General features: G+C 63.9%; 8 protein-coding genes and 1 riboswitch. Of the genes, 3 read left to right on the top strand and 5 right to left on the bottom strand.

What is annotated here, in order from left to right:
* Window positions 1-23: 23 nt before the first annotated feature.
* Window positions 24-2,051, top strand: coding sequence for a sodium-translocating pyrophosphatase (locus FHT08_RS02145; protein WP_166774157.1), 2,028 nt, complete (start codon window positions 24-26; stop codon window positions 2,049-2,051).
* A gap of 130 nt (window positions 2,052-2,181) precedes the next feature.
* Here the strand turns inward: FHT08_RS02145 and FHT08_RS02140 are convergent, their stop codons facing one another.
* Window positions 2,182-2,670, bottom strand: coding sequence for a hypothetical protein (locus FHT08_RS02140; RefSeq protein ID WP_166774156.1), 489 nt, complete (start codon window positions 2,668-2,670; stop codon window positions 2,182-2,184).
* Between the two features lie 196 nt (window positions 2,671-2,866).
* On the opposite strand from FHT08_RS02140, the gene ppa reads away from it, so the two are divergent.
* Entirely contained in the window at window positions 2,867-3,403 is a 537-nt protein-coding gene (gene ppa / locus FHT08_RS02135; RefSeq protein WP_002804918.1) for an inorganic diphosphatase, read from the top strand.
* A 113-nt stretch (window positions 3,404-3,516) separates the two neighbouring features.
* Window positions 3,517-4,665 carry an HDOD domain-containing protein gene (locus tag FHT08_RS02130; RefSeq protein WP_166774155.1) on the top strand — a complete coding sequence of 383 codons (1,149 nt, stop codon included), beginning with the start codon at window positions 3,517-3,519 and terminating at the stop codon, window positions 4,663-4,665.
* 295 nt (window positions 4,666-4,960) lie between these two features.
* Here FHT08_RS02130 and FHT08_RS02125 read toward each other — a convergent pair whose 3' ends face one another.
* The 4 genes from FHT08_RS02125 to thiC all read right to left on the bottom strand — a co-directional run bounded on the left by FHT08_RS02125 (window position 4,961) and on the right by thiC (window position 13,487).
* Window positions 4,961-7,804: a TonB-dependent receptor gene (locus tag FHT08_RS02125; protein ID WP_166774154.1), complete on the bottom strand. Its 2,844-nt coding sequence runs from the start codon at window positions 7,802-7,804 to the stop codon at window positions 4,961-4,963.
* A gap of 48 nt (window positions 7,805-7,852) precedes the next feature.
* Window positions 7,853-8,746 (bottom strand): helix-turn-helix domain-containing protein, encoded by an 894-nt coding sequence (locus FHT08_RS02120; RefSeq protein ID WP_024940093.1) that lies wholly within the window; start codon window positions 8,744-8,746, stop codon window positions 7,853-7,855.
* 110 nt (window positions 8,747-8,856) lie between these two features.
* Window positions 8,857-11,187, bottom strand: coding sequence for a winged helix-turn-helix domain-containing protein (locus FHT08_RS02115; protein WP_166774750.1), 2,331 nt, complete (start codon window positions 11,185-11,187; stop codon window positions 8,857-8,859).
* 422 nt (window positions 11,188-11,609) lie between these two features.
* Window positions 11,610-13,487 carry a phosphomethylpyrimidine synthase ThiC gene (gene thiC / locus FHT08_RS02110; RefSeq protein ID WP_166774153.1) on the bottom strand — a complete coding sequence of 626 codons (1,878 nt, stop codon included), beginning with the start codon at window positions 13,485-13,487 and terminating at the stop codon, window positions 11,610-11,612.
* Window positions 13,488-13,601: 114 nt separating this feature from the next.
* Window positions 13,602-13,699: riboswitch (TPP riboswitch) on the bottom strand.
* Between the last annotated feature and the right edge of the window lie 178 nt (window positions 13,700-13,877).

Here is a 13,877-nt window from a genome sequence, read left to right as displayed (position 1 = left end):
ACATCCATTCTCTGGGAGGGGTCATGCTGGAACACTACGGGTTACCACTTGCGCTGGGCTGTGCGGTCCTGGCAATCGTCTATGGCGGTGTGTCGGCACGCTGGGTGGTCGCGCAGCCGAGCGGCAACGCACGCATGCAGGAGATCGCCGCCGCGATCCAGGAAGGCGCACGCGCGTATCTCAACCGGCAATACCTCACCGTTTCGATTGCCGGCGGCGTGCTGTTCGTCCTGGTCGGGCTGTTTCTGAGTTGGTACACCGCCATCGGGTTTGCGATCGGTGCGGTGCTGTCCGGGTTGGCCGGCTACATCGGCATGAACGTATCGGTACGCGCCAACGTGCGCACGGCCGAGGCCGCACGCCATGGCATCGGCCGTGCGATGGACGTGGCGTTCCGTGGCGGCGCCATCACCGGCATGCTGGTGGTGGGGCTGGGATTGCTCGGGGTAGCCGGTTACTACGCGGTGCTGCAGGCGATGGGCCTGCCGCTGGAGCGCAACCTGCATGCGCTGGTGGGGCTGGCATTCGGCTCGTCGCTGATTTCGATTTTCGCGCGCCTGGGTGGCGGCATTTTCACCAAGGGTGCGGATGTGGGCGCGGATCTGGTCGGCAAGGTGGAAGCCGGCATCCCCGAGGACGACCCGCGCAATCCGGCGGTGATCGCAGACAATGTCGGCGACAACGTCGGCGACTGCGCAGGCATGGCAGCGGATCTGTTCGAAACCTATGCGGTCACCGTGATCGCCACGATGCTGCTCGGCAGTCTGACGCTGACCGAAACCGGGCCGCATGCGGTGCTTTATCCGTTGGTGCTGGGCGGTGTCTCCATCATCGCTTCGATCGTGGGCGCCTCGTTCGTCAAGGTCAACGCGGGCGGCTCGATCATGGGCGCGCTCTATCGAGGCGTGATCGTCTCCGGCCTCTTGGCCGCACTCGCCTACTGGCCGATCACCCAGTCGCTGATGCGCGACAACACGCATGGCGCCATGGCCTTGTACGCCTGCGCATTGATCGGCCTGGTGCTCACCGGCCTGATCGTCTGGATCACCGAGTACTACACCGGCACCCAGTACAAGCCGGTACAGCACGTGGCCGCCGCAAGCACCACCGGCCACGGCACCAACATCATTGCCGGGCTGGGCGTCTCGATGAAATCCACCGCGCTGCCGGTCATCGCGGTGTGCGCGGCAATCTGGGGCGCGTTTCATTTCGGTGGTTTGTACGGCATTGCGACCGCAGCCACTGCAATGCTGTCGATGGCCGGTATGATCGTGGCGCTGGATGCGTACGGGCCGATCACCGACAACGCCGGCGGCATCGCCGAAATGGCCGAACTGCCGCCGGAGGTGCGCAACATCACCGATCCACTGGATGCGGTAGGCAACACCACCAAGGCAGTTACCAAGGGCTATGCGATCGGCTCGGCCGCGCTGGCCGCGCTGGTGCTGTTTGCCGACTACACGCACAACCTGCAGGCGGCCAATCCCGGCCAGGTCTTCGCCTTCGACCTGTCCGACCACAGCGTGATCATCGGCTTGTTGATCGGCGGCTTGATCCCGTATCTGTTCGGCGCGTTGGCGATGGAGGCGGTTGGGCGAGCGGCAGGCGCGGTGGTCGAAGAAGTGCGTCGCCAGTTCCGTGAGATCCCGGGGATCATGGCCGGCACTGCCAAACCGCAATACGACCGCGCAGTCGACATGCTGACTCGCTCGGCAATTCGCGAAATGATCCTGCCCTCGCTGCTGCCGGTGGTGGTGCCGGTGGTGGTCGGGCTGCTGCTCGGCCCGCGTGCACTGGGCGGATTGTTGATCGGCACGATCGTGACCGGCCTGTTCCTGGCGATTTCGATGACCACCGGCGGCGGGGCCTGGGACAACGCCAAGAAGTACATCGAAGACGGCCACTTCGGCGGCAAGGGCAGCGAGGCGCACAAGGCCGCCATCACCGGCGATACGGTAGGCGATCCGTACAAGGACACCGCCGGGCCGGCGATCAACCCATTGATCAAGATCATCAATATCGTGGCCCTGCTACTGGTGCCGCTGCTTTGAGGACCACGTGCCGCAAGCTGCGGGCCGATCGAAGGTGATGGAAGCCGGGACCCGGCACGTGCCAACCCGCGCTCCGGGTCCCAGGCGCCGCGCCAGGTCCTGCGATTGCTTGCAGCGCTTATCGGGCCGCTCAGAGGCAACCGATCAAGCCGTCATAGATCGGCGGCGCGCCACCGGGCAGCGGCTCGAACAGCGGGTTGGTCACCGCCAGGGTGCGGTACATCTCGTCCAGATGCGTCCCAGCCTTCAGGGGTGCCGTGCAGCGCCAGACCCGACTGTCCGAGCGCAGGTACCCGCTGCCGGGATCGACGCTCACTTCGCTGGCACCGAAGGTCCAGATGCAGCTGCGCACCACGCCGCTCACCCGGTGCACCGAGCAGCGGAAGCGTAGCGGCTGGTAGTCGCTGAACTCGCCGCCGCAGAAGGTGTCGCCGCAGATCTGGTCGAAGTCGTGCTCCAGCCGCTGTTCCAGATCAACAAAGGCTTCCCAGCCTTCGCCGTTGGAGGGCCAGTCCACCGCATCGACGAAAGTCGGCAAGGATGCCGGTGTCGCCGCAGTGGCGAGCTGGGCGACACCGGAGAGCAGCAGCACAACGAGCAAACGCACAGGCTTGAACATGGCAGTTCCCGAGCAGTGGATGAGTCTGCAGCGTGCTCCGTGCCCTGGGCTGCGACGATCGGGCAACTCCCTTGGATGAATGCGGGCTATGCCGCACACGGCGGTCAGAACATTGCCCATTCAGTGTCGCTGCACCGCAACAGCCGAACGCGTAGAATCGCGCTCCACACTGGATGACGCCTCGGGAGTTACGCGCATGGGTCTTGAACTGGTCACCTCCGGCAAGAATCTGCCGGAAGAAATCAATGTCGTCATCGAAATTCCGAAGGATTCGGAGCCGGTCAAGTACGAAGTGGACAAGGCCAGCGGCGCGATCTTCGTCGACCGCATCCTGTCCACGCCGATGCGTTACCCCTGCAACTATGGCTATGTGCCCAACACCCTGTGCGGCGACGGCGACCCGGCCGACGTGCTGGTGGTGCTGCCGCTACCGTTGGTACCCGGCTCGGTGGTGCGTTGCCGTCCGGTCGGCGTGCTGCGCATGAGCGACGAGGCCGGCAGCGACGAGAAGATCCTGGCGGTGCCGATCGAGAAGATCTTCTCCGGCTACGCGCATATCGAGGATATCGACCAGGTGTCCAGCCACTGGATGGAGCGCATCGGCCATTTCTTCGAGCATTACAAGGACTTGGAGAAGGGCAAGTGGGTCAAGCTGGATGGCTGGGGTGGCGCGGCCGAGGCCAAGCGCATCCTGGTGGAGTCGGTGGAACGCTATAATTCCGACGCACCCTGATCCAACGACCGTGATGCAGCCCCGTGATCGCGGGGCGATCGGGATCACGCTTTCGGCGTGATCCCGATGACTGCCGGCGGCGGATTGGGTACATTGCCGACAGCGTTTGGCCGGTGTCTGTCACTGGTGACTCTTGGGGAAGTGTCTTGCGTATTCTGTTTGTTGGGGACGAAGCCAGCCTTCCGTCCGAACTGGGCGACTATGTCGCCGATCTGGGTGATCAGTGGCAAGTGCAGCAGGTGGCCGACGGCAACTCGGCGATCGAGGCGGCCGCGTTGTCGCCGTTCGATGCGGTCATCGTCGCCCCCGTCCTGCCCGATCTCACGTCCGCCACGTTGCTGGGACAGATCCGTACGCTGCGCCCGGACACCATCCGCATCGCCTTGATCGATGCCCAGGATGGTCAGCGCACGCCGCCGGCGCGCATCATTGGCGTGGCGCACCGCTTCCTGCCGATGCCGCTGGCCCCGGAAGTCCTGCTCGAAGCCATCACCAGCCTGGAAGAACTGCGTGACCTGCTCAGCGATCCGCGCTTGCGCGCTGCGATCGGCCGGATCGAAAAACTGCCGTCGCCGCCGCATCTGTATCTGAGCCTGATGCATGCGCTGGAAGAAGACGAGGGCGCCGACGCGGCCGATATCGCCAAGCTGATTGCCGGCGATCCGGCAATTGCGGCCAAGGTGCTGCAGCTGTGCAATTCCGCGTTCTTCTCCGGCGGACGCAGCATCACCGATCTGCGCACGGCAGTGACCCGCCTGGGCGTGGCAACGCTGCGCGATCTGGTGCTGGCCAGCGAAGTGTTCTCGGTGCAGACCCTGACCCCGGCCGAGCGCAATGCGATGCAGCGCCGCGCCCTGCTCTCCTCGCGACTGGCAGCCAAGGTGTTGCCGCCCACCAGCGCAGAACTCGGCTCCACCGCCGCACTGCTGGCCGATATCGGCCTGTTGCTCCCTGGCGTGCGCGACGAGCGCGAACCGCCATTGGAAGGCGGCGACGATCGTCTGGGCCATACCGAAGCCGGCGCGTACCTGCTCGGCTTGTGGGGCCTGCCGATGCCGATCATCGAAGCGGTGGCCTTCCATCGCCACCCGCAGCGCTCCAGCCTGCGCAGTTTCTGGGTGACCGGCGCGGTGCATGTGGCGACTGCATTGGCCAGCGGCGAAACCGTGGACGAGGAGTACCTGTCCAAGGTGGGCGTGCTCACACGCTTGCCGACCTGGCGCGAACAGGCCGATACCTTGCTGGGGCTTGCTGAGGCTTGAGCTGCCTGCAAAAAAAAAGCGGCGAAAGCCGCTTTTTTTTTGCCGCTCCGCTGCAACAAGGCTGCACTGGAACACCGTCGCAGAGGTGCGGCTGGCACATCCCTTCCAATCGGCGGCTTGCCATATCCACGCAGATGTCATCAGTGATGGCGGTCGTGTCCGGATCGTCAGTAAGGTCGCTTGGCGAGCGGACGATCGGAAAGGCCGACAGTGCCTTCATTCATCCCATCCACCTCCGCAAAAAGAAAAGACGGGCCTTGCGGCCCGTCTTCTTGTGTTACAGCGCGTCGATGGATCAGAAACGCTGGGTGTACTTCATGTACACGAAGCGACCGATTTCGAAGCCGCCGTAATAGGCGAAGCTGCTGTTCGGTGCGGAGTACTGAAGCGGACCGCGGTGATCGAACACGTTGTTCGCGCCCAGTGCAACCGTCGCGTCCCAAGGCGCCTTCCAGTTGACCTGCAGGTCGTGGAAGGTGTTGGAGCCGGTGTGGCGCAGCGGATCGGATTCGCCGTTGGCGAAATGGTCTGGTGCATCGCAATAGCCCTCGGCCAGCGTGATGCAACTTTCCTTCATGCCCGAGTAGTAACGCAGGGTGTAGTTGACGCCGAAATCACCCAGCGCCCAGTTCACGCCAACATTGGAACGCACGCGGAAGATGCCTGGCTCGCCAACGCGGCCGATCATGATGGCGTTGCCCGCGCTGTCCTGGCCGGCTTCGTCGTACTTGCTGACGTAGCTGGTCTGCCAATCCAGGGTGAAAGAGCCGATTGCGGTTTCGGGCAACCGGTACTTAACGCCTAGATCGTAGCCTTCGGTTTCCATCTGGCCGAGGTTGGCCACGCCGTAGGTCATCGACGAGATATGGCCGTCAGCTGCACGCGTCACGCCTGCGCAACGTTCCGAATTGCCGAGCACGTAGCAGTCGCGCAGGATGCGGTCGACGCTATCGGCGATGATCATGTCGTTGATCTCGTAGCGGTACCAATCCAGCGAGATATCCAGGCCCTGCACCCAACGCGGGCTCCACACCAGACCAGCGGTCTTGCTGGTGGAGGTTTCCGGCTTGAGGTTCGGGTTGGCACCGCTGACGAATTCGTCAGGCGTCTGGCACGGATAGGTCGTGCAAGGCACGAAGCCCTGGCCGAGCTGGGTATAGCCCAACGGTACACCGGCATTGGTGCAAGCCGCATTGCCGTTGACGCTGTTCGGAGCACCGACGCCGCAAGGATCGATGTAATCCTCGAAGCTGCTGCTCAGGCCACCGTACAGGTCGCTGATGGTCGGCGCGCGGAAACCTTCCGCATAGGTCGCACGCACCAGCAGGTCTTCCAGCGGACGCCAGGTCAGGCCGAACTTCGAGTTCAGCGTATTGCCGAAGTTGCTGTAGTCCGAATAACGCGTCGCAGCGTTGAAGGTCAGTTCCTTGGCGAATGCGACGTCGCTCAGCAGCGGCACATTCAATTCAAGGTAGACCTCATCCAGCGAGTACTGGCCCTGCGTGGTCTTGGCACCCAGGCCCGTACTCTCGCCCGACTGCGCGAATGCATCAGGAGAGAAGCGACCTTCTTCCTTGCGGTGTTCATAGCCAACGGCAATGCCCAGATCGCCAGCCGGCAGTTCAACCACCGAACCGGACAGGTTGGCAGTGAAGCTGGTGGTCTTGGTCAGGCCGGTATCGGTGAAGGTGGGGAACAGGAATTCCTGCAATGCCGGATCGGCAAGCGAGCCCTGACCTGCAACGTTATACGGCAGCAACGGATTCCACGGACGGCAAGCCGACAGAGGGGTCGGGTTGGCAGCAGTGCCGCATTGTGCAACGCCCTGGCCGTTGATGAAGGACGGGCCCAGTGCCTGACGCGATGCGATCAGGCTCATGTCGCCATGGCTGCGCTTGGTGTTCTCGTTGCGATTCCACAACGCGCCAACGTCCCAATCCCAGGTCTTGCCACCGAGATCGAAGTAGCCGCTCAAGGTCGGCGCAAACCGCAGGGTCTTGAGCTGATTTTCAGTGGTGCGCGGCACTTCCCACAGACGGCGACGGAAATCGACGTCCTGGCCAACCGGGTTGAACGCGCTGCCGGCTTCCAGCGGCGTGCCGAACGAGCCGGACTGGTACGGATAACCCGCGATCTGCCCGTCGGTCGTGCGCTCGTTGTAAGCGATGTCGGCATTGAAAGTGATGGCATCGGCAACGTCATAGTTGACGTTGGCAAACACCGACTTCCGCTCGATACCGGTCTGCACCATCATCTGCTGGTTCGAGTTGGCGTACTCGGCCGGGGTGATGGGGTGATAGTCGGCCGGGTTGTTCGGGTTACCGCCGGCATTGAGGGTCTGCCACACCGCGGTGTCCGGATCCGCGCAGTCGACCTGCAGCGGATTGCACCAGGAGCCATTCTGGCTGATCGGGCTCCAGCTGTTCGGGGTGGAGTTGGGACCACGCGAGCCATCGCGGCTGAACCAACGGTTCTTGGCGAACACCGGATCCTGCTTGGAATACTCAGCCGACAGCGTCACGCCACCGCGTTCGCCCTGCGAACCGACAGTGAAGGAGTACTGCGTGGTATCGCCGTCGCCCTGACCAAACTGGCCGAACTGCACGCTGGCTTCAGCGCCGTCGAAACGCTTGCGGGTGATGACGTTGACCACACCGGCAATGGCATCGGAGCCGTAGATGGACGAGGCGCCATCCTTGAGCACTTCGATACGCTCGATTGCCGACATCGGAATCTGGCTGAGATCCTGCAGACCGGAGGTCGATGCACCCAGACGCTTTCCGTTCACCAGCACCAACGTACGCTGCGCACCGAGGTTACGCAGATCGACGTAGTAACCGCCGACGTCTTCGCCTGACGACAGCGCATCAGCACGCGAAATCGCCGGCGAACCAGCGGAGGTCAGGTTCTGCAGCACATCGGCGACGGAGGTCAGACCCTGCTTTTCCAGTGCCTGACGGTCAAGCGTCAAAATCGGCTGCTGGGTCTCGACATCGGCGCTGCGAATGCGCGAACCGGTGATCTCGATACGGTCCAGCGTGGTGGTCGATTCTTGCGCGACGGCAAATGCCGGCGTCAACGCGATCGCAATACCGGCGGGCAACAGGCCCAGCCGCACTGCGGAAGTGCGAAGGTTCATCAATCTCTCCAAGGTTCGTTAGTGGCGCGTTAAGCGCCCCTGTGCAAATTACGATTGCGTGAACATCGTCGCTTTGCGCGTCACGTTCCGTGGCTTTGCCGAATCTGGCGGATTTGTCGTTTGGTCGCGGTAATGCGACGCGGAGACACCGAAGCGCGCACGAAACGCACGCGCAAAGCTGCAGCAATTGTCGAAGCCGCTTGCGGCGGCAACCTCACCGATCATCATCGAGGTGTCGCGCAGCAGATCGGAGGCGCGCTCCAGCCGCAGGCGTGCCGACAGGGCCTGCGGGCTTTCTTCGTACAGGCTCTGGAACGTCTTGGAGACATACCAGCTGGAGAAGTTGGTCAGCTGCGCCAGTTCGGCGATGCGCACCACCCGGTCGCTGTTGCCTTCCAGATACAGCCGGGCGCGTTGCATGCGGCCGAAGACCTGACGGCGACGGCTGCGCGAACGACCCGGGCAGCGCTGCTCCTGCGCGATGAAGTCGCGTTGCATCGCAGCCAGGTGCAACAGCAGGGGGCGTGCCGATGCCCCCCCGCTCTGCGCAGCCGCGTTGCGCCACAAACGCAGTGCAATGCGCAGATCGCCACGCGACAGCTGGCTGCGTCCCGGATATAGCGTGGCGTCGGTCAACTCGGCCAGGGATTGCAGGCTGTCGCCATCGAGACTGACGCCGACACAGAGCGCGCTGCGGTCGGCCTGCACGGTGGGATGCGATTCCTTGTCGAAGGCGATCCAGTCGCCGGCGCGCAGACGGAAGCGCCCTTCTTTGGATTCTACCCAGGCGCGGCCGCGCAACTGCACCCATAGCGTAAAGGTGGCGGCGGCGGTCCGGATGCTGCCCAGGCGCGAGACCGCCAGACAGGTCGTCGACGTCGGCTCGCTGGCACCGTCCAATGAAAGTGCGAGCCCGCGATCTGCGGTGATGACCTGTTGCATGGTGGCAGCCCCCTGTACAAAAGAAGGCGTAGTGTTTTGCCGAATCTGGCGTCAGTCAGGAAGTTCCGACGAAAGTCTGCCGAAATTGCCACGAAGTCTTTCCGAAAAACTTACGAGGCGATGTTTTTTAGAAAGATCAACAGGTTGGGCATCACGCCCAGGGGCGTTGCCAGGCGTTCCGGCAATGGCATGAAGGCGATCGCGCTGCCATCTTCCTCCGCCAGTGCCACATACAGCGCACCGCTGCGCTGATCCACGCTGAAGCCGTTGATGGTGGTGTACTTGGCCACGTCCAGGCATCGCCCGTCACCACCGCGCAGGTCGCTGTCATAGGTGGCACAGATGTCGGTGGACGCCAGGTAATGCAACTGACCACGCGCGCCGGGCGCCCAGCTGCGATAGCGCCAGCGCGATGGCTGCTGTGGATCGACCGGCTGCAAGGTGTCGGCCGCCAGCGACGGGGCGACCTGCCATACCCCACCGCCGGTCAAGCGCGTCAGCAGGACCTGGCCACTGACGCGGTCCAGCCGCAGCTGCGAGACGTCCTGCAGCGACGCCAGCGCGCGCCATGGAGCGCTGCGTCTGTCGTAGAGCGTGGCGAAGGTACGCCCGTCATCGGCGGCGGCCAGCACCAACAACCGATCGGGATCGGGAAGATGGATCGTCTGCAATGGTCGCGGCTGCGGTACCGGTAGCCGCAGCGCCTTGCCGGTGCTCGGGGTCACTTCGAACAGTGCCGCATGCCCCTGCGCGTCGCTGCCGCTGACCAGCACGCGTTGCGAGTCGGCCGACCAGTCAGCGGCCTGACGCGCATCCGGCCGCACGCCCTCGATCAGGCGCACCGAGCCGGGTTTGCCGACATCGCCCCACCACAGGCCGTACGCACCGGAGCGGTTGGAGGCGAAGATCAGCTGGCGCCCGTCCGGCGCGATCATCGGTTGGTCGTCGCGCCCGCTGGAGGGAAACAGCCGGCGGCGGATGTAGCCGCCGTTCATGGGGTCGTGAAGGACCTGATACACGCCGAATTGCGGTTTGCGCTGCACGAACACCAGATGCCCGTGCGCCACATCCGGTGCCTGCGCATCGTCCACCCCGAGGTCATGCAGGCTGCGGTCGACCAGATCGAGCCGGTAGAGCCGCGCTTCGCTGTCCACACGGCGCCCGAAGATCAGGCCGCTGCCGTCGGGCAACCAGCTCCAGCCGCGGATATCGGCGTTGTCGTGGGTCAGTCGTTCGGCGGTTCCGCCGCTTGCCGGAACGCGCCACAGATCGCCAAGCTGCGGATTGCGCACGAACACGATCCAGCGCCCGTCGGGCGAATAGCGCGGCGTGTAGTCGAAGTCGGTCGGCTGCGCGCTATAGCCCAACGGCTGCCACTGGCCGGTTTCCAGATCCAGCCGACGCATGCGCGACGCCCCGTATGCACCCGTCATGCTGCCGAACAGCAAGCCGCGGCCGTTCGGCGACCAACTGAAACTGAGCATGTCCGCGCCGTCGCAGCGCGCCACCTCGCGTGCGGACGCCGGGCCGGCGGCGGCGGCAATCATGATGCGGCAGGTGCCATCGGGCGCCTGCCGCGAGAAGGCGATCTCGCGTCCGTCCGGCGACCAGGCCGGCAGCCGATCGGAAATGCCGGCCGCCGGCGTCTCCAGCACGCGCGGATAGGCGTTGTTGGTGGTCTTGACCAGGATCGAGGTGCCCGCACGATCGCTGGTCAGCGAGGCGTACGCCACCATCGCTCCGTCCGGCGACAGGCTGGGCGTAAGGTCGAAACTGCCACCTGCGGTGATGATCTGATAGGGGCGCTTGGGGCTGCCGAGCACTGCCGAGGTCGCCGCGTCGCGGGCTGGCGCGCGCATCCACAGCGTCCGCGCCGCCAGCCCCAGCACCACCAGCAGGGCCACGCCGGCCACCGCCAGGGCCATCCAACGGCGCTGCTGCACTGCAGCCGGCGCGGGCCGAACCGATGGTGGAATCTGCGGGGTTGCCGGGCTGCGCTCCAATGCGGCAGTGGACGTGACGCCGACTGTGCGATCGCGCTCGCCAGGCACGTTATTCGATGCGGTTGCAGCCGTTGCACGCACGGCAGCATCGGCCGAACTGTCGGCCTGCTGTTCCCACGCAACCGGGGCCAGCAGACGATAGCCGGTCTTGGCGATGGTCTCTATATGTGCGAAGCGCTGGCTGTCGTTGCTGGCCAATGCCTTGCGCAGTTGCGTGACCGCCTGGGTCACCACGTCGTTGGTCGGCAGGGTGTCGGGCCAGACCTCGGCCAGTAGCTGATCGCGCGTCACCACCTGGCCCGGCTGCCGCGCCAGCGTCAGCAATACTGCCAGGGATTTCGGTGCCAGCCGCGCGGCGCGCCTGGCGCCCGGCGCATGCACTTCGCGTGAGGCGACGTCGACCACACACTGGCCGACACATAACCGGCCAGATGGCATCGCATTAGCGGGAGGAACACTCATCGGCAAAGACACGCATCGGCATGCAAGGACCACAAAGAACGCATCACGCAGTTCGCACGAAACGCCAAATTCAGCAAAGGACCACGACCAACTGTGTCATGCATCCATTTGGTGCAAATTTTACTCTATGCCTCGTTGCTTCCCTACGACAGGTGGCGACGTCAGGCTCTCTCTCTCTCGCCGACGAATTCAAATAATTACGATGTCCCCTTCGCGCCTCTGGCGCGATTTTTTTATCTGCGATTCATAAAAATGCCGCGAAATGCTTGCGGGCTGTAACCGCTTGCATTGCAGTCGCAGCACGGCACTTGCGTGCCGCGCCGCGATCTGCCTAAGCCGAAGCTGAATTTTTCCTAAGCAACCAATCGGTTTGCTGCACGCAACGACGATGCTGCATGTCAGGTGGCGCGATACACCTGCGCGCCTTGCGCCCGAAACTGCGCCGATTTTTCTTCCATTCCCGCCGACAAGGCATGCGCCTCGCCCATGCCGTGCTCGGCCGCGTAATCGCGCACGTCCTGGGTGATCTTCATCGAGCAGAAATGCGGCCCGCACATCGAGCAGAAGTGCGCCAGCTTGTGCGCGTCCTTTGGCAGGGTTTCGTCATGGAACTCCTTGGCCTTTTCCGGATACAGTCCGAGATGGAACTGGTCGTCCCAACGGAATTCGAAGCGCGCCTTGCTCAAGGCGTTATCGCGCACCTGCGCACCGGGATGCCCCTTGGCCAGGTCCGCCGCATGCGCGGCGATCTTGTAGGCCATGATGCCGTCGCGTACGTCCTGCCGGTTGGGCAGGCCCAGATGTTCCTTGGGCGTGACATAGCAAAGCATCGCGGTGCCGAACCAGCCGATCATGGCCGCACCGATCGCGCTGGTGATGTGGTCGTAACCGGGCGCAATATCGGTGGTTAGCGGCCCCAAGGTGTAGAACGGCGCCTCGCCGCATTCGCGCAGCTGCTTGTCCATGTTTTCCTTGATCAGCTGCATCGGCACGTGCCCCGGACCTTCGATCATGGTCTGCACATCGTGCTTCCAGGCGATCCTGGTCAATTCGCCCAGCGTTTCCACCTCGCCGAACTGGGCTGCGTCGTTGGCATCGGCAATGCAGCCCGGGCGCAAGCCATCTCCCAGCGAAAACGCGACGTCATAAGCCTTCATGATGTCGCAGATATCCTCAAAGTGCGTGTAGAGGAAATTTTCCTTGTGATGGGCCAGGCACCATTTGGCCAGGATCGAGCCGCCGCGCGAGACGATGCCGGTGACCCGCTTGGCCGTGAGCGGCACGTAGCGCAGCAGCACACCGGCGTGGATGGTGAAGTAATCCACGCCCTGCTCTGCCTGTTCGATCAAGGTATCGCGGAAGATGTCCCAGGTGAGCTCTTCCGCACGCCCGTCGACCTTTTCCAGCGCCTGATAGATCGGCACCGTGCCGATCGGCACCGGCGAATTGCGGATGATCCATTCGCGCGTTTCGTGGATATGCCTGCCGGTGGACAGGTCCATGACCGTGTCGCCGCCCCAGCGGATCGCCCACACCAGCTTTTCGACCTCTTCTGCAATACCGGACGACACGGCGCTGTTGCCGATGTTGGCATTGATCTTGGTCAGGAAATTGCGACCGATGATCATCGGTTCGCCTTCAGGGTGATTGATGTTGTTGGGCAGGATCGCGCGACCGCGTGCGATTTCATCACGCACGAATTCCGGCGTGATGCGTTGCTGGATCGCGGCGCCGAAGGCTTCGCCCGGATGCTGCTTGCGCAGGATCGCATCGGTCACCGCTTCCAGGCGCTGGTTTTCGCGAATCGCCACGAATTCCATTTCCGGAGTGATGATGCCGCGCCGTGCGTAATGCATCTGGGTGACGTTGGCGCCGGCGCGCGCCGCGCGTGGCAGACGCCGTGCAGGAAAACGCACCGCATCCAGGCGCGCATCGCGCTCGCGGCCGCGGCCGAAGCTGGAACTCAGGCCTTCCAGGGCCACGGTATCGCCACGCTCGTCGATCCAGCGCGCGCGCAGCGGCGCCAGACCCGCGACAAGATCGATCTGGGCATGCGGGTCTGTATACGGCCCGGAGGTGTCGTAGACGCTGAGCGGGGCATTGTCTTCGCCACCGAACAGGGTCGGTGTGCGGGTCAATGCGATCTCGCGCATCGGCACCTGCAGATCGGCGCGCGAGCCCTGCACGAAAATCTTGCGGGAGCCTGGAATCGGCTGGGTCACAGCCCCGGACAGCGACTGGGCTTGTTGCTGCAAAACGGTAGGCGCGGCATGCATGGCGTTCGTCCTGTGTGCTGGAAGACCAGCACCCACGGCGCTGGCTCTGCGAAGGATTCGCAGGCGGACGAAGCGGCGGCGCTCAATGGCGATGCGCCCGTGCAGGCACGGACCATCGCATCTAACGAAGCTTCCCTACGCCGGTATCAGCCGGATCAGGTTCGAAGGGACTATCTCAACCGCAGCGCACTGCGGTACCCCCACTTCGGCGGCGATTAAACCACATCGCCCCTTGCGCGGCTGAAAAATGTTGCGGGGCGTCGGCAACGCGCTCGGCGCCGAGCTGCGTCAGTGGCCCATTCCGTGCCGGACATTCGCCGCGCCTGCCTGGCTGCAAGCACAGCAGTTGTGGCGCCCGACAGCGACATATGTCGGTGCATGGCATCGCAG

The organism is Xanthomonas sp. CFBP 8151, from assembly GCF_011761885.1.
GTDB lineage: Bacteria > Pseudomonadota > Gammaproteobacteria > Xanthomonadales > Xanthomonadaceae > Xanthomonas > Xanthomonas arboricola_B.
Note: the sequence above shows the minus strand (reverse complement) of the source record. Positions and strands in the feature narration are given on the sequence as shown.

Excerpts from the sequence above, each read along its gene's own strand:
- FHT08_RS02145 (WP_166774157.1), top strand. The coding sequence starts at position 24 with ATGCTGGAACACTACGGGTTACCACTTGCGCTGGGCTGTGCGGTCCTG.
- FHT08_RS02140 (WP_166774156.1), bottom strand. The coding sequence starts at position 2,670 with ATGTTCAAGCCTGTGCGTTTGCTCGTTGTGCTGCTGCTCTCCGGTGTC.
- FHT08_RS02120 (WP_024940093.1), bottom strand. The coding sequence starts at position 8,746 with ATGCAACAGGTCATCACCGCAGATCGCGGGCTCGCACTTTCATTGGAC.
- FHT08_RS02115 (WP_166774750.1), bottom strand. The coding sequence starts at position 11,187 with ATGCCATCTGGCCGGTTATGTGTCGGCCAGTGTGTGGTCGACGTCGCC.
- FHT08_RS02125 (WP_166774154.1), bottom strand. The coding sequence starts at position 7,804 with ATGAACCTTCGCACTTCCGCAGTGCGGCTGGGCCTGTTGCCCGCCGGT.
- ppa (WP_002804918.1), top strand. The coding sequence starts at position 2,867 with ATGGGTCTTGAACTGGTCACCTCCGGCAAGAATCTGCCGGAAGAAATC.
- thiC (WP_166774153.1), bottom strand. The coding sequence starts at position 13,487 with ATGCATGCCGCGCCTACCGTTTTGCAGCAACAAGCCCAGTCGCTGTCC.